Origin of the sequence: Hyphobacterium indicum (assembly GCF_003129605.1) — a bacterium.
Taxonomy (GTDB): domain Bacteria; phylum Pseudomonadota; class Alphaproteobacteria; order Caulobacterales; family Maricaulaceae; genus Hyphobacterium; species Hyphobacterium indicum.
The window spans coordinates 726,714-747,909 of record NZ_QBDX01000004.1 but is presented as its reverse complement, the minus strand read 5'-3'; the positions used below and the strand labels follow the sequence as shown (position 1 = coordinate 747,909).

Annotated in this window: 21 protein-coding genes; 19 read left to right on the top strand and 2 right to left on the bottom strand. The window is 57.1% G+C overall.

Annotated features, from left to right (window positions below; translation table 11 throughout):
• Positions 1-70: 70 nt before the first annotated feature.
• The 13 genes from DBR16_RS11505 (at position 71) to DBR16_RS11445 (ending at position 12,279) form a co-directional block, all read left to right on the top strand.
• Entirely contained in the window at positions 71-2,362 is a 2,292-nt protein-coding gene (locus DBR16_RS11505) for a copper-transporting P-type ATPase (RefSeq protein ID WP_109261390.1), read from the top strand.
• Positions 2,359-3,033 (top strand): class I SAM-dependent methyltransferase, encoded by a 675-nt coding sequence (locus DBR16_RS11500; protein ID WP_161539493.1) that lies wholly within the window; start codon positions 2,359-2,361, stop codon positions 3,031-3,033. The genes DBR16_RS11505 and DBR16_RS11500 overlap by 4 nt, the downstream gene beginning before the upstream one ends.
• Before the next feature lie 8 nt (positions 3,034-3,041).
• On the top strand, positions 3,042-4,373 hold the full coding sequence (locus DBR16_RS11495) for an APC family permease (RefSeq protein ID WP_109261388.1): 1,332 nt from the start codon (positions 3,042-3,044) through the stop codon (positions 4,371-4,373).
• A gap of 125 nt (positions 4,374-4,498) precedes the next feature.
• Positions 4,499-5,338 carry a DUF2231 domain-containing protein gene (locus DBR16_RS11490; RefSeq protein WP_109261387.1) on the top strand — a complete coding sequence of 280 codons (840 nt, stop codon included), beginning with the start codon at positions 4,499-4,501 and terminating at the stop codon, positions 5,336-5,338.
• 6 nt (positions 5,339-5,344) lie between these two features.
• Entirely contained in the window at positions 5,345-6,463 is a 1,119-nt protein-coding gene (locus DBR16_RS11485; RefSeq protein ID WP_109261386.1) for an acyltransferase family protein, read from the top strand.
• Between the two features lies 1 nt (position 6,464).
• Positions 6,465-6,908 (top strand): YybH family protein, encoded by a 444-nt coding sequence (locus DBR16_RS11480; RefSeq protein ID WP_161539492.1) that lies wholly within the window; start codon positions 6,465-6,467, stop codon positions 6,906-6,908.
• 13 nt (positions 6,909-6,921) lie between these two features.
• Positions 6,922-7,242, top strand: coding sequence for a hypothetical protein (locus DBR16_RS11475; RefSeq protein ID WP_109261384.1), 321 nt, complete (start codon positions 6,922-6,924; stop codon positions 7,240-7,242).
• Positions 7,242-7,673, top strand: coding sequence for a Spy/CpxP family protein refolding chaperone (locus DBR16_RS11470; protein WP_109261383.1), 432 nt, complete (start codon positions 7,242-7,244; stop codon positions 7,671-7,673). The genes DBR16_RS11475 and DBR16_RS11470 overlap by 1 nt, the downstream gene beginning before the upstream one ends.
• The gene (locus DBR16_RS11465) at positions 7,636-8,247 is read left to right on the top strand and encodes an RNA polymerase sigma factor (protein ID WP_109261382.1); all 612 of its coding nucleotides are present in this window, start codon (positions 7,636-7,638) and stop codon (positions 8,245-8,247) included. The genes DBR16_RS11470 and DBR16_RS11465 overlap by 38 nt, the downstream gene beginning before the upstream one ends.
• A gap of 119 nt (positions 8,248-8,366) precedes the next feature.
• Positions 8,367-10,265, top strand: a complete 1,899-nt coding sequence (locus tag DBR16_RS11460; RefSeq protein ID WP_109261381.1) for a copper resistance system multicopper oxidase — start codon at positions 8,367-8,369, stop codon at positions 10,263-10,265.
• Positions 10,265-11,038 (top strand): copper resistance protein B, encoded by a 774-nt coding sequence (locus DBR16_RS11455; protein ID WP_109261380.1) that lies wholly within the window; start codon positions 10,265-10,267, stop codon positions 11,036-11,038. The genes DBR16_RS11460 and DBR16_RS11455 overlap by 1 nt, the downstream gene beginning before the upstream one ends.
• A 30-nt stretch (positions 11,039-11,068) precedes the next feature.
• Complete coding sequence (locus DBR16_RS14055) at positions 11,069-11,467, top strand: hypothetical protein (RefSeq protein WP_199288388.1); 399 nt, start codon at positions 11,069-11,071, stop codon at positions 11,465-11,467.
• Between the two features lie 77 nt (positions 11,468-11,544).
• On the top strand, positions 11,545-12,279 hold the full coding sequence (locus tag DBR16_RS11445) for a PepSY domain-containing protein (RefSeq protein WP_109261379.1): 735 nt from the start codon (positions 11,545-11,547) through the stop codon (positions 12,277-12,279).
• Positions 12,280-12,315: 36 nt separating this feature from the next.
• On the opposite strand, the gene DBR16_RS11440 is transcribed toward DBR16_RS11445, so the two are convergent.
• Positions 12,316-12,717, bottom strand: a complete 402-nt coding sequence (locus DBR16_RS11440; RefSeq protein ID WP_109261378.1) for a MerR family transcriptional regulator — start codon at positions 12,715-12,717, stop codon at positions 12,316-12,318.
• A gap of 67 nt (positions 12,718-12,784) precedes the next feature.
• Here DBR16_RS11440 and DBR16_RS11435 point away from each other — a divergent pair, with 67 nt between their 5' ends.
• Positions 12,785-13,150: a hypothetical protein gene (locus DBR16_RS11435; protein WP_109261377.1), complete on the top strand. Its 366-nt coding sequence runs from the start codon at positions 12,785-12,787 to the stop codon at positions 13,148-13,150.
• A 112-nt stretch (positions 13,151-13,262) separates the two neighbouring features.
• The gene (locus DBR16_RS14180; RefSeq protein WP_407657716.1) at positions 13,263-13,496 is read left to right on the top strand and encodes a GDCCVxC domain-containing (seleno)protein; all 234 of its coding nucleotides are present in this window, start codon (positions 13,263-13,265) and stop codon (positions 13,494-13,496) included.
• Positions 13,497-13,551: 55 nt separating this feature from the next.
• Here the strand turns inward: DBR16_RS14180 and DBR16_RS11425 are convergent, their stop codons facing one another.
• Entirely contained in the window at positions 13,552-13,818 is a 267-nt protein-coding gene (locus DBR16_RS11425; RefSeq protein ID WP_199288387.1) for a hypothetical protein, read from the bottom strand.
• A 95-nt stretch (positions 13,819-13,913) separates the two neighbouring features.
• On the opposite strand from DBR16_RS11425, the gene DBR16_RS11420 reads away from it, so the two are divergent.
• The 4 genes from DBR16_RS11420 to DBR16_RS11405 all read left to right on the top strand — a co-directional run bounded on the left by DBR16_RS11420 (position 13,914) and on the right by DBR16_RS11405 (position 21,148).
• Entirely contained in the window at positions 13,914-15,029 is a 1,116-nt protein-coding gene (locus DBR16_RS11420; RefSeq protein WP_109261375.1) for an acyltransferase family protein, read from the top strand.
• Positions 15,030-15,445: 416 nt separating this feature from the next.
• Positions 15,446-16,759, top strand: coding sequence for a TolC family protein (locus DBR16_RS11415; RefSeq protein WP_109261374.1), 1,314 nt, complete (start codon positions 15,446-15,448; stop codon positions 16,757-16,759).
• Positions 16,756-18,024, top strand: coding sequence for an efflux RND transporter periplasmic adaptor subunit (locus DBR16_RS11410; RefSeq protein WP_109261373.1), 1,269 nt, complete (start codon positions 16,756-16,758; stop codon positions 18,022-18,024). The genes DBR16_RS11415 and DBR16_RS11410 overlap by 4 nt, the downstream gene beginning before the upstream one ends.
• Positions 18,008-21,148 (top strand): efflux RND transporter permease subunit, encoded by a 3,141-nt coding sequence (locus DBR16_RS11405; protein WP_109261372.1) that lies wholly within the window; start codon positions 18,008-18,010, stop codon positions 21,146-21,148. Before DBR16_RS11410 ends, DBR16_RS11405 begins: the two co-directional genes overlap by 17 nt.
• Positions 21,149-21,196 lie beyond the last annotated feature (48 nt).

Below are 21,196 nucleotides of genomic sequence, written 5' to 3'. Positions count from 1 at the left end.
GAAGGTGCAGGGTCGCGACCTAAAAGTCGAAACCGTCAGATTCTCGGCGTTGAATCGAGGAGCGCAGATCATGGCACGCGAACACAAACACAAACACGAATGCTGCGGCGGTGAAGGCCTGCCCGACAGTGCTGGACACAAGACGCCAAAGGCCGAGGATCATTCGGGGTGCGCGACAGACATTGAGTCGCCCGTGGCGGCAAAGAACGAAAAATACGATACCGTTCCGGCCGGCCATCAAGGCGTTGTCTATACTTGCCCGATGCATCCGGAGGTCCGCCAGACCCACCCCGGTTCATGTCCGCTGTGTGGTATGGGGCTGGAGCTGGAATCAGCCACCATGGTTGAAGATGGCCCCAATCCGGAACTGGTCGATTTCACGCGGCGCTTCTGGATCGGTACGATCCTCACCATACCGCTTCTTGTGTTGACCATGGGGCCGCTGATTGGCTTTCCTGGTGTTCGCGAGATTCTTGGCGAGCGCGCCACACTCTGGATCGAGCTGATTTTGGGCACTCCCGTCGTCCTCTGGTGTGGTTGGCCGTTTCTTGAGCGCGGCTGGAACTCATTTCGTACGTTGAATCTCAACATGTTTTCGCTCATCGCGATGGGCGTCTCTGCAGCATGGATATTCAGCGTTGTGGCTGTATTGGTGCCGGGCATTTTTCCGGACGGTTTCCGCAGTGCGGACGGTCATGTCGGCGTCTATTTTGAGGCCGCCGCGGTCATCGTTGTCCTGGTTTTGCTGGGCCAGGTGATGGAATTGCGGGCTCGCGAGGGCACCGGCAAAGCCATTCGAGCTTTGATGGATCTGTCCGCCAAGACGGCGTTCGTCATTCGTCCGGATGGTTCAGAAGCTGAAATCCCGCTTGAAGACGTTCAGTTGGGCGACCATTTGCGAGTTCGGCCTGGTGACAAAGTGCCCGTGGACGGCAGGGTCGTTGAAGGGCGCTCTTCGGTCGACGAGAGCATGATTTCCGGCGAGCCGATGCCGGTTGAAAAAACGACCGGCGATGCTGTGACTGGGGCGACGATCAACGGCACTGGCAGCCTGATTGTTGAAGCCACGCGCATCGGCGCAGACACGATGCTGTCCCAGATCGTGGAAATGGTGGCCAATGCCCAACGGTCCCGCGCTCCCATCCAGAAATATGCCGATCAGGTGGCCGGATTATTTGTACCTGCGGTCATCGGTGTTGCGCTTATTGCCTTTGTTTCGTGGGCGATCTGGGGCCCGACGCCTGCGCTCTCCTATGCGCTGATTTCGGCAGTGGCGGTTCTGATCATTGCATGCCCCTGTGCGCTGGGACTGGCGACGCCGATGTCGATCATGACGGCGACGGGGCGCGGCGCCCAGGCCGGCGTCTTGATCAAGAACGCCGAAGCGCTCGAACGGTTTGAGAAAATCGATACGCTGATCGTCGACAAGACCGGAACGCTGACCGAAGGCAAGCCGAAACTGGTCGCGGTTTTGCCCGAAGCCGGACATGACGAAACGGAGGTTTTGCGTCTAGCTGCGTCGTTGGAGCGCGGATCAGAGCATCCGCTGGCCGAAGCCATCGTACGGGGTGCCGAAGAGCGCGACATTTCAATCGCCAAGGCTGATGATTTTGAGGCGATCACCGGCAAGGGCGTTAGCGGCGTCGTCGAGGGCCGCGAAGTCGCGCTCGGTAATGCCCGCCTGATGTCGGATATGGGCCTGGAAAGCTCAAGGCTGGCCGAGACGGCCAATGCCCGTAGAGACGACGGCGAGACGGTCATGTTTGTCGTCGTGGATGGGTTGATCGCTGGTCTTGTCAGTGTTGCTGACCCGATCAAGGAGACCACGCTTGATGCGCTGGACGCCCTGCATCAGCTCGGTTTTCGGATCATTATGGCGACGGGCGACAACGAGCGCACCGCGAAGGCCATTGGAGCCAGGCTCGGCATAGACGAAATCCGCGCTGACGTGCTTCCCGCCGACAAAGCGGAGATCATTCGCGACCTTCAAGCAAAGGGCTGCAAGGTGGCCATGGCCGGAGACGGCGTGAACGATGCGCCCGCGCTGGCCCAGGCCGATGTCGGTATCGCGATGGGCACCGGCGCCGATGTTGCCATTGAAAGCGCCGGAATCACGCTTGTGAAGGGTAATCTCGACGGCATTGTCCGCGCGCGGCGGCTGGCCCGCGCAACGATGGGCAATATCCGTCAGAATCTTTTCTTTGCCTTGATCTACAATACGGCGGGCGTGCCCGTTGCGGCAGGGTTGCTATTCCCGTTCTTCGGCATCCTCATCAGCCCAATGTTTGCGGCTTTTGCCATGAGTGCGTCTTCTATCTCCGTTGTGTTGAACTCGCTGCGGCTGCGAGGGGCGCGTCTGTGACAGACAGCAAAAGCACATACACGCCGCCATTGAGATATAATTGGCTGACGCCAATTTATGATACGGTTATCCGGGCTTTGACGCGGGAGACGGCGTGGCGTTCGGCGTTGATCCAACAGATCGACCCGTCGCCAGATGACAGGATCCTCGATGTAGGATGCGGAACCGGGACGCTTGCCGTCGAATTAAACAAGCTCGTGCCAGAGGCGGAGATCATTGGGATTGATCCCGACACCGCAGCGCTGGGACGTGCTCTCGCGAAGGTCGACCCAAGAACCCAATCCTTGCGCTTTTTGGAAGGGTTTTTATCTGAATCGTCTCTGCCTTTGAACTGGAAGCCGAACAAGATCGTTTCCAGCTTGGTGTTTCATCAGACGCCAGAGACCATGAAACGCGAATTGCTTTTTACGATGCGCGACCTGCTCGCCGAGAATGGCGAAATCCATATCGCCGACTATGGATTTCAAAAGGGCCCTGTCATGCGAGCTCTGTTTCGCATGACGGTCCAAATGCTCGACGGTGTCGCGGACACCCAACCTAATGCTGACGGCATTTTACCCGAACTTATGCGTGAGGTCGAGTTGACGGTCGACGCGGGACGAACATTGCCAACCCCCACCGGTTCGATTTCGCTCTACCGCGCCATGCCGCGCGGCATGCAACAGCCATAAAGGGCTAAATGATGCAGGCATCATACAAAGCAGGCAGTCTGACTCTTGCCGGAGCCGTCGCGATGGGTACCGGTGTCATGATCGGGGCCGGAATATTCGCATTGACAGGTCAGGTTGCGGAGCTGTCTGGCCCGCTATTCCCGTTGGCTTTTCTGCTGGCCGCCGTAATCAGCGGCTTCAGCGCCTACACCTACATCATGGTCTCCAACAAATATCCCTCAGCCGGTGGGATCGCCATGATCCTCAAGAAGGCTTACGGGCCGGCTACCATTACGGGCGGCGCGGCATTGCTTATGGCTTTCTCGATGATCATCAATGAGAGCCTCGTGGCGCGGACTTTTGCCACCTACACGCTACGGCTGTTCGATGTGGGACAAAGCGAAGTGCTGATCCCCATCCTGGCGCTGGGCCTGATCGTCTTTGCCTTTCTCGTAAACATTGCGGGCAATCAGATCATCGGAGGCTTGTCCAAAGTTGCGGCCATCGCCAAGATCGGCGGGATTCTGGTGTTTGCGACGCTCGTCTTGTGGGCAGTAGGATTCAGCTTTCAACCCGCGGATACAGGCGTCGCTGGCGAAACGACTGCGATGGGATTTCTGGCTGGAGTCGCGCTGGCTATTCTTGCCTTCAAGGGATTCACCACAATCACCAACAGCGGCGGTGAAGTGAAGAACCCGAACCGGAATGTTGGCCGCGCGATCATGATCTCCCTGGCGATCTGCCTTGTCGTCTACATGCTTGTTGCTTTCGCGGTGGGGTCGACACTCTCGATCAGTGAAATCGTACAAGCGCGAGACTATTCTCTCGCCGAAGCTGCTCGGCCTGCTTTTGGCGAAGCTGGCATCTGGTTCACCGTCATCATTGCCATCATCGCGACGGCATCCGGGGTGATTGCGAGCATTTTCGCGGTCTCGCGCATGATCGCCATGCTGACAGACATGAAGCTTGTTCCGCACAAGCATTTTGGCATGCCTGGTAACATTCAAACGCACACGCTTGTCTACACCGTTGTCGCGGCGGGCACCCTGGCCGCGTTCTTTGATCTTGGCCGCATTGCCTCCATGGGGGCGATTTTCTATCTCGTCATGGACGTGATCATTCACTGGGGCGTTCTGCGCCGACTGCGGGAAGATGTGGGCGCCAATCCGGTCGTATTGATCTGCGCCATTCTTTTTGATCTCGTTGCGCTGGGGGCTTTCCTTGTGATGAAGGCGATGAGCGATCCGGCCATCATTGTGATCTCAGCGATGGGGATAATCGCCATCTTCGTCTTTGAAAAATTCTATCTGTCACGTCGACGAGAGAAGCGCGAAACCCATGAAACCGGGCACCAAGAATGACAGCATTACAAGTCGTACTGTGGCGTTCCCGGATGCAGTCATTTGCTGACGAGGCTCTGCCGTCCGTTTGAGGGAATGAACCCGTCATTGCGTAATCCTCCATTCCGGTAGTGTGGAGTGATGAGTTGACCATTCGCAGATTTCTGAGCGCGCTGGCGCTGACACTGGCGATAGGGCTCATGAGTCCAAATGCCATGGCCCATCCGCCTGCTGAGCACGATGAAGCCGGGCAAACATCAGAAGCCGCGAGCGATACGCCGCCGAACGCCGTTGAGTCGCATGACGATGCGGGCTCGCCGCCCCATGAGCATGGCGATGCAGTCCCATATGATGACAGCGATAGCACACCGCACGGACACGATGCGTCCGCAACGGCAATTGACTATCATGGTCCGGATCCGGAGGCACGCGCGACTAACGATCACCATGCCGGAGACGAAGGCGGTGCTGTCGATGACCACCATGCCCAGGGTGCAGAGACGGGTGGACATGCGCATTGGGGCGACAACGGTCCACAGACCGATCTGGAGCGCGCCATCGCAAAGGCAGGAGCTCTGCATTCAGTTGCGGTCCACTTCCCCATTGCTCTTGTCCTGGCGGCCGCTCTGGCTCAGGCACTGGGTTTGATGACAGGCCGTGCCGGATATGCCGACATCGTGCGTTTCCTGGTCTGGACGGCAGCCTTCGGCGGACTGGCTGCAGGCTTGCTGGGCTGGGCGCATGCCGGGCCTATCGCTTCAACCGAAGACGGCATCATGTCCATACATCGCTGGCTGGGAACCAGCCTGACTGTCGGTCTCTTTGCTGTGGCCGGCGCGGCGGAGTGGAAGCACCGCAGCGGCCAGCCGGTCGCGGTGATGAGTCTGACTGTACTGCTATTTGGTGCCGCAGCAGCCGTCGCTATCAACGGCTTTCTGGGCGGCTCTCTGGCGCATGGCGGTCTGGCCCATCTGATGGGCAGCTAAATCACAATGTCTGTTTACCCAGCCGATCTTCCATCATTGACCCGGCTCCGCTTTTTTGCGGCGCTGTGGGTGGTTTTCTACCACTGGCGCGAGCCTTGGGCGGTGAATGTCGATGCGGTCACAGATTTTTTTGCGATGGGCCGTTTCGGCGTCGACCTGTTCTTCATCCTGTCGGGTTTCGTGCTGGCGCATGTCTATCTTGCGGCACGTGAAAAAGGGCAATTCGACTTTCCAAAATTCATTATTGCCCGGTTCGCCCGGATTTATCCGTTACATGTCGCCACGATAGCGCTGCTCGCCCTAGTGGCGCTGGGTGCCTGGTTCATGGGTGTTCCGTTCAGCCCACAAGACTTTCCGCTGGCTGACTTGCCGGCCAATTTCCTGATGGTTCACGCATGGGGCTTTGCCCCCAATCCGGGCTGGAATGGTCCTTCCTGGTCAATCAGCGCTGAATGGTTCGCCTATCTGGCATTTCCAGCCTATTTGATGATTGCCATTGCTTTGGCCAAACGACCCATCATCTTGGCCGGGATCGCTATCGCGTCGTTTCTTCTCTTTGATCAGCTACATCAGAGTCTGTTTGGCGAAAGCCTGCCGATGGCGACCGAGCGATTTGGCGTATTGAGGATTATCCCTGAATTTCTGATCGGCATAGCCATTTACCGGCTGGGTTGCCGCTACACCCTTGGCTGGAATACAGCCTTGGCAGGCTTTGCGGTGAGCCTCGTCGTCTATCTGTTGGCGGCGCATTGGGCATGGGACGACCGTGTTATTGCCCTTCTGGGGGCACCGCTCATCTATACATTGGCTGAATTGGATCGGCATGCGCACAGCGTGCCCAAGAGGGACCCTGTGCGGTATCTCGGTGAGATATCCTATGCGATCTACATGCTTCATGTTCCATTCTTCATGATCGCTTTTAATTTGTTGCAGGACGTTTTTGGTCTGATCGACGCAACCGTCGGTACTGTTGCCCTTCTGGCAATGCTCGTGGCCATGCTGGCAGCGTCCAGCGCCACCTATGAATGGCTTGAAAAACCATCAAGACACGTCATCCGCCGTTGGGGCGATACCTGGCTCTCAAACCATCGCGCGAAATCAGTCGCGCGCTCACAAGGAGACTGAAATGATCAAACTTGTTGTATTGACCCTCGCTGGAAGCCTTCTCGCCTCGGCTCCCGCATTCGCTCACGAAGAACATGATATTGAAGCGGCACTTGAGGCCTATTCTGCTGCTCTTGCTGCAGAAGACGTCACAGAAGCCGAAGCCTGGGTATTAGCCGATGGCGAAGACTTCACGATCTTTGAGGGCTCGGGCACCAATATCGGTTGGGCCGATTACCGCGACCATCATCTGGCACCGGAGTTTGCCGCCGAAGGCTTTGATATCGATGTCTATGACTGGCATGGCTACGAAATCGCGATTGATGGCGATCTGGCGGTTGCGACATTCACCATCCGGATGGAATATGTGTCGCATGGCGAAGCCCGTGAACGCGACGCGCATGGCACGGCTATTCTGACGCGAACAGAGAGTGGATGGCGGCTGCGCCATCTCCATACATCCTGAGGGGTTTTAAGACATGACGATGGATCCGATTGATCGACAATTCGAGGAAATGGCCGCGGCGAAACCGGAGTTTGACGAACGCGCCTTTGCCGCTTCGGTCTGGCAACGCATTCACCACCGTCCGAAACGATGGCGCGGATTGATGGACGAACTCCGGTCCGTCAGCCCCGGTGTCGCATGGCGGGCCGCCCCAGCGGCCATGGCGCTTGTTGTCGGCAGTGTCTCCGGCGCGGCTCTGGCGACTGATCGCGATGTCGATGACCTTGCCGTGTTCACAAGCCATGCGCCTTACTCGATTTCGGCGCTTGCAGATTTGCCCAAGGCGGGGTCCTGATGCTTCGTGCTGGTATCGTTGCTGTAACCCTGGGCGTTCTCGGCGGGCTTGCCGGGGTCTGGATGGGTATCACGCTGTTTGCATCCGATCAGGACGATGCCCCCAGCCTCCATGCCATTGTCCATCATGAATTGCACCTGTCACCAGAGCAGGACGCCTTGATTGAGGAGCTGGAAGCCGCCTTTGCCATTCGGCGAAACGCGCTGGAAGCACAAATGGCGGAAGCGCGCCAGGCCATGGGTGAGGCTTTGCTGGAAGATCAGGAGCTGTCCGATCAGGTATCCATACATGCACAGGCAATCCATTCTGCGATGGGCGAGCTCCAGGTTGAGACGCTGAGCCACATTTTGGCGATGCGGGCGGTACTCACCGACGATCAACGCGCATCCTTTGATGCCCGACTGGCAGACGCATTTGATGCCGGACGATGATACCCGTCAGCTTGATGACAATGCCGTTGATGTTGACCTCGTAACACAGGCCCACAATGGCAGGAGTCAGGCCTTCGATCTGCTCATGCGGCGCCACTCGCCCATGGTCGTGCGATATTTGACGCGCCTGCTCGGAAACATGGATGATGCGCAGGATGCCGCACAAGAGACCTTTGTCGCTTTGCATCGCAATCTTCACCGTTTCGACTCAAAGCATCCTTTCGTGGCCTGGCTGTTTCACATTGCCCGCAACAAGGGGCGTGATGCCTTGCGAAAGCGAACGGCCATGCGTTGGCTGGGCGGTGATGAATCCGTGGAGCAGTTCGCAAGCACGGCTCCCGCACCGGATATAGAAGTTTCCGACCGGCAGACGCTTGAGCAGGTCGACAGTGCGATCCAGGACTTGCCGGAAGGGTTGAAGACCCCGTTGCTCTTGTCAGCCATTGAGGGCTTGTCTCATGGGGAAATCGGCACAGTCATGGGCCTGACATCTAAAGCGGTTGAAGTGCGGATCTACAGAGCCCGATCCAGATTGCGTGATTCAAATGCAGTAAAAGGTGAGGGGGTCGAATAGCCCTCACGTAGTCAGACATAGTTTGCGCTTGCTGGTCTCGTCGGTTTCCTCCTTTCCTCCCCCTTTTGGGCAAACCGTTCCGGCAGCGCAAACACCAATTCAAGATTCGGAGTCAGGCCTTGTTTTCACGCCGTCACTTTCTGCAAACATCTGCTGCGTTGGGCGGAAGCCTGGCGGCGTCATCCATGCTGCCGGCCTGGGCCCAACCGGGTCCGGCGGCCAATCTGGCGGGACTTCAGCCTCTGTCGGGCACCGAGTTTGACCTGACGATCGGACGGTCGCAGCTGGCGATTGACGGACGAACGGGCCCGGCCATCACGGTTAATGGTCAGGTGCCGGCTCCGCTGCTGCGCTGGCGCGAGGGTGATGACATCACGCTCAGGGTCCACAATACGCTGGACACAGACACGTCCATTCACTGGCACGGCATCCTGCTGCCGAACGAGATGGACGGCGTACCGGGCGTCACCTTCCCCGGCATACGCCCCGGCCAGACCTTTACCTACCGCTTCCCGGTCACTCAGGCGGGGACCTACTGGTATCATTCGCACTCCGGCCTGCAGGAGCAGATGGGTCATTATGGTCCCATCGTGATCGAGCCGCGCGGCACCGACCCGGTCGGGTATGACCGCGAGTATGTGATCGTGCTCTCGGACTACACGTTTGAAGGGCCGCACCACGTCTTTCAGCGCCTGATGGCGTCGAGCGACACCTATAATTTCCAGCAGCGCACCGTACCGGAATTCTTCCGCGATGCGTCGCAGAACGGCTTCATGACAGCGCTGCGCGACCGGTTGATGTGGGGACAGATGCGGATGAGCCCGACTGACATCTCGGATGTCACGGCGGCGACGCTCGACTTCCTGATGAACGGGCATGGTCCCGGCGACAACTGGACCGGCCTGTTCGAACCCGGTGAACGAGTGCGCCTGCGCTTCATCAACGCCTCGGCAATGACCTTCTTCAATGTCCGCATTCCCGGTCTGCCGATGACGGTGGTTCAGGCCGATGGTCTGGATGTGCAGCCGGTTGAAACCGACGAATTCCAGATTGGCGTTGCCGAAACCTATGATGTGGTCGTCCAGCCTCGCGAGGACCGCGCTTACACGCTGATGTGCGAGACCATCGACCGCAGCGGCTATGTGCGTGCCACGCTGGCCCCGCGCATGGGTATGGTGGCTCCGGTCCCGGCCCTGCGTCCGCGCCCGACGCTGACGATGCGCGACATGGGCATGGATCACGGCTCGATGGCGGGGATGGACCATGGTGCCATGCCTGCGGCGGATCCTCACGCCGCGATGGGTCACGGCCGCCAGCCAGACCCGGACCCGCACGCCGCGATGGATCACGGATCGATGTCCGGCATGGACCATAGCGCGCATGGCGCACCGGCTTCACCCGCATCTGCTGCCAACGATCATGGGGCTCACGGCGGCGGTGAAACGATGACCCGCCACGACCATCCGCAAGGACCGGGGGTGGCGAACGTCGCCATGCAGCCCGTCAGCCGGCTGCATGAACCGGGTGCCGGTCTGGAGGACGTGCCACACCGGGCTCTGGCCTATACCCAGTTGCGCAGCCTGGCTCCCAATCCCGACCAGCGCGCGCCTGCACGCGAGATCGAGGTGCATCTGACCAGCAATATGGAACGCTATATGTGGTCGTTCGACGGCACCCGTTTCAGCGAGGTCGTCGAGCCGATCGAGTTCACTGAAGGCGAGCGCCTGCGTCTGACGATGGTGAATGACACCATGATGGTTCACCCGATCCATCTGCACGGCATGTTCTTCGAGGTCGTGAACGGCGAGACGTCCCACAAGCCGCGCAAGCACACGATCAATGTGAAACCCGGCGAGAAGCTGTCGGTCGATGTGACGCCCGAGCATGTCGGCGACTGGGCCTTCCACTGCCATCTGCTCTACCACATGCATGCGGGCATGTTTCAGGTGGTTTCGGTGCGGCCCGGCGAGGCGCCGCCCGCGCTTTCCGGTCACCATATGCACCACGGAGATCACTGATGCGCGCGACCCTTCTTTTCACCGCCGCTGCCGTGATTGCTGGCTCAGGCGCCGCCCATGCGCAGGATTATGCGCACCAATTTTATCCGCCCGAGGAGATGGAGCAGTCGTTCGAAGAGCTTCGCCATGAAACCGGCGGGCAAAGGCAATTCTTCTTTCAGACCGACCGGTTCGAGTATCAGGTCCGCGACGATGAAGAGACGCTGCTGTGGGACATCAACGCCTGGTATGGCGGCCGTCTGAACCGCCTCTGGATCAAGAGCGAGGCCGAGTATTCTTTCGATCATGGCGCGTTTGAGGAAGCGCGCGTCGAAGCGCTGTGGTCGCGCGCGATCTCGCCCTATTTCGATGTGCAGGGCGGGCTTGCCCATGACTTCGAGGATGGAAACGGACGCACGCATGCCGTTGCCGCCCTTCAGGGGCTGGCGCCTTACTGGTTCGAAGTGGATGTTTCGGCCTATCTGTCCGACCGGGGCGAGCTGACCGGCAGTGCGGAAGCCGAATACGAGCTGCTCTTGACCCAGCGCCTGATTCTGCAACCGCGCGCCGAACTGGCGTGGTCGGCCGAGGATATACCGTCGCTGGAGACCGGAGCGGGGTTCACCAGCCTTCAGGCCGGGCTGCGCCTGCGTTATGAGATTGTCAGGCAGTTCGCGCCCTATGTCGGCGTGGAATGGACGCGCCAGCTTGGCGAGACCGCTGACTATGCCCGCGCGGCGGGTGTCGATCCGGAATCAACCGCCATCGTGGCGGGCGTCCGGGTCTGGTTCTGACGACATTTTTCAACCCACTGGAGTACTGACATGAACAAGTTCACAATCGCATTCGGTAGCGCGACCTTTCTGATCGCTGCGGGATCGGCCTTTGCCGATCACCATGAAGAGGCGCAACCCGCCGCCAATGACAATCCGCAGCACACGGCCTGCATGGAAATGCAAGACTGGATGATGACCCGCCACGAAGCCGGCGAAGACCACGACACCATCATGAATGCCATGTCGGAAGAAGATCAGGCGCTGGCCGAATCCTGCCACGCCATGATGCACGCTGACGGTCACGGTGAAGGCCACGGGGACATGGAGCATGGAGCGGATCACGGCGACATGGACCACGGCGACGGTCACGGCGACGGTCATGGCGATGGACATGGTGATCACGCCGAGACCGATGCCGGCGCTGCGGGTCATGGCAACGAAGACTGATCGCCTCTGAGACAAACGCGATTTGATCCGCCGCGCGCTCCGGTCCGGGCGCGCGGCGGTTTTACGAGGAACTGACCATGACGGCATTGCTGCGCTGGACGATCCGGATCCACAAATGGGTCGCGTTGCTCGTCGGCATCCAGATCGTGCTCTGGGTGACGGGCGGCGTGGTGATGAGCGTCATTCCCATCGAGACCGTCCGGGGCGAACACAATATCGCAGCCCCGGCTCCGGTCCCGATCGAAGCTGCGGCGATCATTCCGATCGGGCAGGCCGCGGAGGCGGTCTTTCCCGGCCAGACGATCCGCGCCGCCACCCTGCAAATCTGGCAGGGACAGGTGGTGTGGAATGTCACCGGACCGAGCGGCAACAGTGAGCTCGTCGATGCGATTACGGGGGAGGTGATCACGCCGATCAGCCGGGAGCGGGCGATTGAAATTGCCGTCGCCGACTATGCCGGTGACCCGGAGATTGCCGAGATCGAGTATTTTGAGGATGCGACATGGGAGTCCCGCCGCCCCGGCCCGGCCTGGCGGGTCTCGTTCGATGATGGCGAAGGCACACGCATCTATGTGTCACCCGACTCGGGACTGGTGACGGCGCGGCGCAACAACGCCTGGCGCTTCTATGATTTTTTCTGGATGCTTCACATCATGGACTATCAGGAGCGCGAAAACTTCAACAATCCGCTCGTAATCACCGCCGCGTTATTTGCGCTGGTGACTGTATTGGCAGGATTGGTGCTGCTCGTTATTCGCATGCAGAGACTGCTCAGGATGGCACTTGCCCAGCGTTCGATTTCACGCGAATAGCTTGCCGGGCATCACTAGCGCCAAGACACTACACCTCTATGTTTCTGAAAGGGCGTCGATAACAGCGCAATCGGGCGAGTTTCCCCGATGGCATTGACGGGTGATCTTTGTCAAATTGCGTTCAAGCTTTTCGAGGTCATTGATTTTCGCCTGAATGGTCAAAATGTGCCGTTCGGCCACCTGGGCAATCTCGTTGCAAGAATAATCACCACTGTTGATTGTCTGGAGCAGGCTACGAATATCGCCGATGGAAAACCCAAGCTGCCTTAATCGCAGAACAAATCGCAAGCGGTCAGCATCGGCTTTGTTGTATAATCTGTGTCCGCTGGCGGAGCGATCAGCAGGCCCGATCAAACCAATGTTTTCATAGTATCGGATTGTTTCAATGTTGCAGCCGAGCGATTGGGCCAACTGTCCGCGTTTGAGGGCGTCTCTCATTTTTGTGATCGATCTTCCAAATTTTACATCTTGCACCTGTACTAACTACAGGGAGTAGGACTCCTTTATGTCAAGGGACACGTCATCTTCGGCCAAAGCCATACCGCTTCTTCACGGCGGCGGTGTGTTCGGCAGTTTTCTGGCCCTGATTGGAGCATCCTGTTGTGTCGTTCCGATCCTGCTGGTAAATCTGGGTGTGGCGACCAGTCTTGTCGCAAAGCTGGCCTGGTTGACTCGGATACAACCTGTCCTGTTCGGCATATCGACAATTATCCTGATCGTTGCTGCTGTGCTGGCTCTCCGTCGTGGCAGCGCCCGATGGATGTTTTGGGCCTGGTGGAGCGTCGGTGCCCTTTTCCTGATCATGACAATGCTCCTTCCACTATATGAATTCCAGATACAACGAGCGCTGCTGGAATGGATGAGAGGATAGATGAGCCAATCATCGCCAACATTCGGGTTTGCGGAGCGCAACACCATTCCGCCACCGGGTCCGATTGGCCAGCTTAATAGGTGGGAGGTCTCAATGAGGTCGGGCAACCGCAATGAGTGACCAGCAGCGTTTGGCGATGGAAATGAATTTCAAGTCAACTCTGACATGCCCTGAATGCGAGACCATTCACCCGGATTTACTCATGCCAACGGACGCATGCCAGTATTTCTGGGACTGTCCCTCCTGCAAGATGGTCATCAAGCCGCTCGCTGGCGACTGCTGCGTGTTTTGTTCCTATGGGAGCGTTGACTGCCCACCCATCCAGTCTGGCACTTGTTGCGAGTAATCGAGCGGTCACAGTCCTTGATCAACCCAAACGGCAGGCTCGACCGTTCATTCCGTTATTTGTGGAAGAATCGATGCAAGGGTACGAAGACGATGGCGATAAACCAGCCGTAGGAGAAGGCCCCGATTGCGCCGAACAGGAACCCTGTTGGGGTCAGCCACTCGAAACCGGGCAATAAGGGCGCCCAGGCTTCATGCATGTGAAATTGTTGTGGAGCGAGCAATCCAAAGCCGACACAAGTCACGAATGTGATCAGCAAGAATGTCGACAGGGTGAGCCCAAGCGGAATAATGCGCATCGGCGCACGAGTTGGTTCAGACATCAGATAAGTCCCCTAATCGCTAAGTTCTCATCCACTTACGAATAGCGGGGCGCGAACCCTCATTCCGCGTGATAACAGTCATCGTGAGGGGTCTTATGCTTGGCGGCGTATTACCTTGTGTCAGCATGTGGGGAGACGGCGTTATAATTACGTCCACAATCGGGAGCGCGTTCACCGGACGCGATAATCGGCTCACTCTGATACGCTTGGTGTTGGCAACAGCCGTTATGATTGAACACATCTTTGTGGTACCGCACGGCATTGCAGGCGGTCCGTTCGTCGCAATTCATGGCTGGTCAATTGGCTATGTTGCCGTGAATGGGTTCTTCATTCTCAGCGGATTTCTAATAGCGGGCAGCCTTGAGCATCGCGCCAATGTAGCGAGCTACACGGCGTCGCGCGTGCTTCGCATTCTTCCGGCTCTGCTGGTACTCGCGATCAGCTCCACGCTGCTGATCGGGCCAGTTGTGACGACCGCAAGCATGCCCGAGTACTGGACCAGCGCACAGACTTGGCTCTATCCGGTCAATGTCATGCTGTTCATGGACACGTCGCAAGGTCCGCTGGGGGTGTTTGGCAACAACCCGGCGCCTGGAGAATTTTCCGCCACACTCTGGACACTGCGCTATGAAGTGCTGGCCTATATTGGCGCGGCCGTGCTGTTTTTTGCCGGTTTTGCCCGTGGCTGGCGGGCCTATCTATTTTTGCTCGTCGTAGCGACGGCCGGATATCTGGTGATCAAATTCTACTCGCCCGATATTCCGGTGATCATAACACTGACCTTGCGGCTCGGAACGGCCTTTCTGCTCGGCATGCTGATGTATTCGGCAAGGCACCGATTACCGCTTCTGCCGATCGTTGCCGTCTTCGCGTTGCCAATCTGGTATTGGATGGGATCATCGCCGCTGGCCGAGACATTTCTGAATCTTGGCCTGGCGTCGATATTGTTCTGGCTAGCGTTTTCAAAGCTGGGGGGGCTGCCGACTTTCGCGAATATGCCGGATTGGTCCTACGGGATCTATATCTGGCACTATCCGGTCATGCAGACGCTCTGGCATTTTGACTTGGCTCGCACGCCATTGGGCCTGTTTCTTTGGTCTGTGCCGCTTACCTTTTTAATCTCGGCGCTGTCGTGGCACTTCGTCGAGAAGCCGGCGTTGTCATGGAAACAAAAGTTTCGAGATCAGAATGCATCGTGTCGGAGGTTATAACATAATGTATTCGTTGCTTGTTACTGTGAATTCACGCGTCGTATACATACGAGTATGAATTTAGGCGTCAAAATTTTGTTGGTCACCGTAGCATTCTTCGCGTTGGCAAGCGAAGTCGCAAGTTCAGCTGCGCCTGACCACGATCATCATTCGGATGAGAGATTTGTCGAGATTGATGTAGGTCAATCTGAACCGGCATCATCGGCACACGCCGCCCATATGTGCGTTGCGTGCCATAACTTGATGGACCCCCGCGCGGGCTTTGAGGCTTCTATTGAAGTTTCATCAACCCCATCATTTGTTTTTCCGGACGTCCGATTCAGGACGCGAGCTCTTGAGCCGCCGTTTCAGCCACCGATTGAGATTTCAGCCTGACAACTTTGTCGAACTGAAACCAACAATCGGAATTACACTAGATGAATTCAACATTTATCGCCCGGCCAAATTGGCTGGGGCGGATGACCATGGCAGCAGTCCTGCTGGCCTGGATCTCCATAAGCTCTGCCGAGGCGCAATCCGCTTCTGCAGTCCCATTCACCTTATCCGATGCGCTGAACCTCGCATTGGAAAACAACCCAATCACCGATGCAGCGCGCGAGGAAATACGCGCCGCCGAATCCGACGCTCTACAAGCCGGGCTGTGGGACAATCCCATCCTGGGCGCAGAAATAGAGGAATTTGGTTCTGATCGTGGAGGTCTCGGCGACGCCGATACCACATTGTCGATCAACCAAACAATCCCGCTAGGCGGCGATCGCGGACGGGCTCGCGATGCGGCGAGCGCTTGGGCGCGAGCAGCAACGGCAGACTTAGCGCTTCAACGTACCCGCCTTTTAGCAAGTACTGCTCAGGCCTACGTTGACGCCCAGGCGGCGTCAGAAACTCTCTCTCTTCGTACAGAGCTTCTGGAAATCGCGAATAATTCCGCAGAGGCAATACGTTCGCGTGTTGACGCCGGCCGCGCGTCTCCAATTGAACGCAACCGCGCCGAAATGCTTGTCGGGTTGGCGACAATCGCTGCCAATGATGCTGAAAGTGCTCAAGCCGCAGCCAACGATCAGCTTGTGGCAATTTGGTCTGGCGACGCCTTCAGTGAAGAGCTCACCTCGCCACTACAATCGCTTGATCTCAGCGCCTTTGCGGACGCAAACCCGGTTGAATGGATTTCGAACAACCCCGGACTCATTCAACTTCGAGCCATAACACGAGCTCGTGGCCTAGAAATTCGACGCGAACGCGCAGAAGCCATTCCTGATGTGACTGTGGGTGCAGGGGTGCGCCGGTTTGGCGCCACCGACGAGACGGCTTTCGTCGCAACGCTTGAAATTCCAATTCCTATCATAAACAGAAACCAGGGCGGTGTCGCTGCGGCAGCCTCGCGAGAGACTGCAGCCCGATTAAACGAAGAAGTCATGCGCCGGTCATTGATCGCGCAATATGCTGCATCAGCTGGTCGCTTTGCACGCGCTCAGTCGACCTACACACAACTCAATCAAAATATCCTCCCGGCGTCTGAAAACGCATTATCAGCAGCTCAAGAGGCCTACCGCGAAGGCGCCATGGATATCCTCAATTTCCTGGATATCCAGCGTTCCTATTTCAATGTTCGAGTTGATCTGATCGCCGCCCGTGCCGAGTTGGCGCGTGCGGCTATCGAACTCGATGCAATAGCTGGTGCGCCTCAACTTACTCGACTGGTCCAAACGACCTCAGAGGAGGCAGCACAATGACCAAACATAAAATCAATCTATTGCTGATTACGGCCAGCGCACTGGCGCTCGCAGCGTGTTCTGCCGAAAGTCCGGGTGAACAAGACCAAAATAGCGAACCATCTGCCGTTGCAAGCAACATCGAAACTGAAACTAGCCACGACGACAATAGCGACGATGATGGGCATACTGATTCAGAAGATGGCGACCATGATGAGGCGGTCGAAGTTCACCTCGACGCAAGCCAGATATCTGAACTTGGTATCGTCGTCTCGGCTGTAACAAGTGGGCCAGTCGATGGGATTTTGGAATTGCCTGCAGAAGTGGGTTTTGATCAAAACCATCTGGCTCATGTTTCGCCACGCGTGTCCGGCATCGTTAGCAGTGTGAACGTAACCGAAGGTGATCGCGTCAATGCTGGCGATATTCTCGCGGTTTTGAATAGTCGGTCACTTGCAGATGCCAAGGCGGCCTATCTTTCGGCGCGGGCAAGATTGGATCTTGCAGAAAGCTCCTTTGAACGCGAAGAGCGCCTTTGGGAACGTCAGATTTCAGCCGAGCAAGATTATCTCAACGCGAGACGGGCGCTCGAGGAAGCACGAATTGAGGTTCGCAGTGCCGGTCAGCAGCTGGACGCTCTTGGTGTTGATGTTGCCACTCTGCCTCGGATGGTTGCGTCGTCAGATATTTCGCTAACCCGATATGAGCTGACTGCACCGATCGCCGGAACAATTATTGAGCGCCATGCTGTTCTTGGTGAGGTTCTTACCGAAGGCGCACAGCCGCCAGCCTTTATTGTCGCTGACACTGATTCTGTTTGGGTCGATGCTGCGATTTACGGCGCCGACCTGGGTCGACTTCGTGCTGGAGCTGCAGTTTCTATTGATCCGGGCGACGGAGGCCGACCAATCGAGTCGACGATTGATTTCGTGAGTCCTCAAATCGGCGAACGAACACGAACGGGTAGAGCTCGAATTGTCATCGACAATCCCGGCGACCGTCTGCGTCCAGGCATGTTTGTAACCGTGATTGCGGCTGCGTCTGACGCGCAGCCTACGTTACGCGTACCGGTGTCGGCGCTTCAAACCGTTGAAGGTGAATCCGTTGTGTTCGTTCGAACCAGTGATGGATTTGAGGTTCGCCATGTTCAGATCGGACGGCGTTCGGATCGGTATGCAGAAATCCTGTCTGGCGTTGCGATTGGCGAAATGATCGCCACGACCGGAACATTTTCTTTGAAAGCCGAATTGCAGAAAGAGGAGTTTGATGATGGACACGCACACTAACTCTTCACAGCAAGTTTCTGGTTTAACCGGCCTGCTACATCGAATAGCGGGGGGAAGACTGCTCGCTGCACTCGCATTTGCATTCGTACTCATTGGAGGGATCGTCACATTCAGGTCGATGCCTGTCGATGCGTTCCCGGATGTCACACCAACACTTGTGCAGGTGTTTACAGAGACGGAAGGCCTCGCCCCGGAAGAAGTCGAACGATACGTCACGTTTCCGGTTGAAACCTCCATGAATGGATTGCCTCGGCTTCGAGAAGTGAGATCGACATCGAACTTTGGTTTGTCCGTCGTCAACATCTATTTTGAAGATGGCGTCGACATATATTGGGCGCGCCAACTTGTCGGAGAACGCCTTCAGCAAGCCCGAGAAGAAATACCCGAAGGGTTTGGCGATCCAGGTATGGGGCCGATCACGACCGGCCTAGGCCAAATTCTCTTCTACTTCCTCGAAACGTCGGATGAAAATCTTGATGGCGTTCAGTTGCGGACGTTGCAGGATTGGCAGGTCAAATTTGACCTTCAAACCGTCCGAGGTGTCACCGAAGTTCTATCGCTTGGAGGTTTCGAACAGCAGTATCAGATCAATGTTCGACCCGAGGCTTTGTTGAGATACGAACTGTCCATCGAAGATATCGTAACGGCTGTTGAGTCCAACAATGCCAATGCCGGGGCTCAGTTTTTGATCGAAAACAGCGAGCAATACACGGTTCGTGCGGTCGGGCTGGCTCAGGGCATCCATGACCTTTCAGATATTATCGTGAAAGTCGAAGACGGTGTGCCGGTGCGTGTTCGCGATATCGCGAACATAGAGATCGGCGGCGCGCCTCGGCAAGGCATGGCGACCATGGATGGTCAAGGCGAAGTGGTTGCTGGGCTGGTTCTCAAACTCCTTGGTGCCAATACCAACGAAGTGATCGCCCGCGTTCATGACCGTCTTGAACGGATCAACGAAACATTGCCGCCAGGCGTGAGGGCTGTTCCCTACTATGATCAGTCAGAATTGGTAGGAGCCGCTGTGGGCACCATGACCACGGCCTTGTGGCAGGGCGCGCTACTTGTCGCCATCATATTGCTCTTCTTCCTGCGAGGATGGCGACCTAGCCTTATTGTCGTGGCTTCAATCCCGTTTTCAGTGGGTTTTGCCTTGCTCGCAATGCAGCTCTTTGGCGTATCCGCCAACCTGATGTCACTAGGTGGAATCGCTATCGCTATCGGGATGATGGTGGATGGTGCGGTTGTGATCGTTGAAAACGCAAACCGTATCCTGACCGCTTCGAAAGAGGGCGACGACAAACGCGCTCTTATCGCTGGCGCATGTGCGGAAGTCTTACAGCCGCTCGTCTTTGCAATCCTGATTGTGGTGATCGTGTTCGTCCCAATTTTGACGTTGGAAGGCGTCGAAGGCAAAACGTTCCGACCACTGGCCTTCTCTGTTGTTTTTGCGATGGCAGGATCATTGGTGTTCGCCGTGCTTCTTGCACCGGCTGCATCCATGCTCGGCTTGAAAATTGGCAAAAAGTCATCGGGTGAGGATGAACCTGATTTCTACGAACGCCGGTTTGCACCTTTGGTACGCTTCTTTGTTCACAAGAGATGGGCAGCACTCACGCTAGCAGCAGCAATGCTGCTTGTTGGCGGTGCGATATTCCCGCGATTGGGCTCTGAGTTTACGCCCCGCATGAACGAGGGTGATTTGCTGGTCCGGCTGACCATGGCGCCATCTATCTCGTTGCCGGAAGCCCGAGAAACGGTAACGCGCTTTGAGCAACAGCTACAATCCAACTTCCCTGAGGTTGAGCGCATCGTCACGCGTATTGGCCGCGGCGAGGTTGGTGCCCACGCAGACCCGGTAAACAGTGCGGAGGCCTTCGTGGCGCTTGCGCCGCGCGGTGAGTGGGAATCTGCCCGGACACAAGATGCGTTGCTCGCGATGATGAGCGAAAGCTTTGAATCCTTTCCGGGGGCTCGCTTTAACTTCACGCAACCGATTGCGGCAGCAACCGACGAATTGCTGACAGGTACTAAAGCGGACTTGGCGATCAAACTGTTCGGAGAGGACATGTCGGTCCTTGAGGAATACGCGGCGCAAATTGCAAATGTCATCCGCGATATTGCCGGTTCGGCGGATGTCCAGACAGATCAGGTGACCGGCGCTCCGCAGCTTAGGATTACCGTCAACAGGGAAGCGATCAGCCGTTATGGCCTGAACGTGGAAGATGTTTTGTCAGTGGTTCGAACAGCGATTGGTGGCTCGCAAGCTGGCCAGGTATTCGAAGGTGTCCGACGCTTTGACATCATCGTCCGTTACCGCGAACAAGATCGGGTGAATGCCGAACGCATCAGTCGTATCGTATTGAATGGCCCCGAAGGAGAAATCATACCCCTCGGCCAGGTCGCAGTCATTGAACGTATCGAGGGGCCTCGGCAGATCACGCGTGAGAATGGCCAACGGTACATTGCCATTCAAACCAATGTCCGCGAACGCGACATAGGCTCGTTCGTCCGAGAAGGGCAAAATGCCGTTGCCGAAAATGTCGCGTTACCGCCAGGGTATTTTATCGAATGGGGCGGTCAGTTCGAACTTCAGCAACAAGCAAATGCGCGTTTCGCCGTCGTCATCCCAGTCACACTGGGTGTCGTGTTCCTCTTGCTACTTTTTAGCTTTGGACGGCTTAAAAGCGCACTCTTGATCATCGCCAACATCCCGTTGGCGCTGGTCGGTGGTATCGCGGCGCTGTGGCTAACCGGTCAGAACCTATCGGTTCCAGCTTCCGTTGGCTTTATTGCTCTCTTCGGCATTGCCCTAGGTAATGGCATGGTTTTGGTCTCATTCCTCGACCGCTTCGCAAAGGAACGCTCGGACGTTGACGTGTTCAGCGTGGAGGCAGCAGTGCGTCGTGCTCAGCCCGTTCTGATGACCGCGACAACTACCGGCCTTGGCTTGATGCCGTTGCTTTTTGCGTCCGGCATCGGCTCGGAGGTTCAACGACCTCTCGCAGCCGTAGTTATCGGCGGATTGGTAACTTCGACCGTTTTGACATTGCTGGTTCTACCGGCGGTCTACAAATGGTTTGCGCCTCATCCGCAAAGACCTGGGCCAAAAGGATCGCTTGGCTAGCAGAAGGCAAGTTTGGAAATGGCAGGAAGATACGCCTGCCATTTCCAT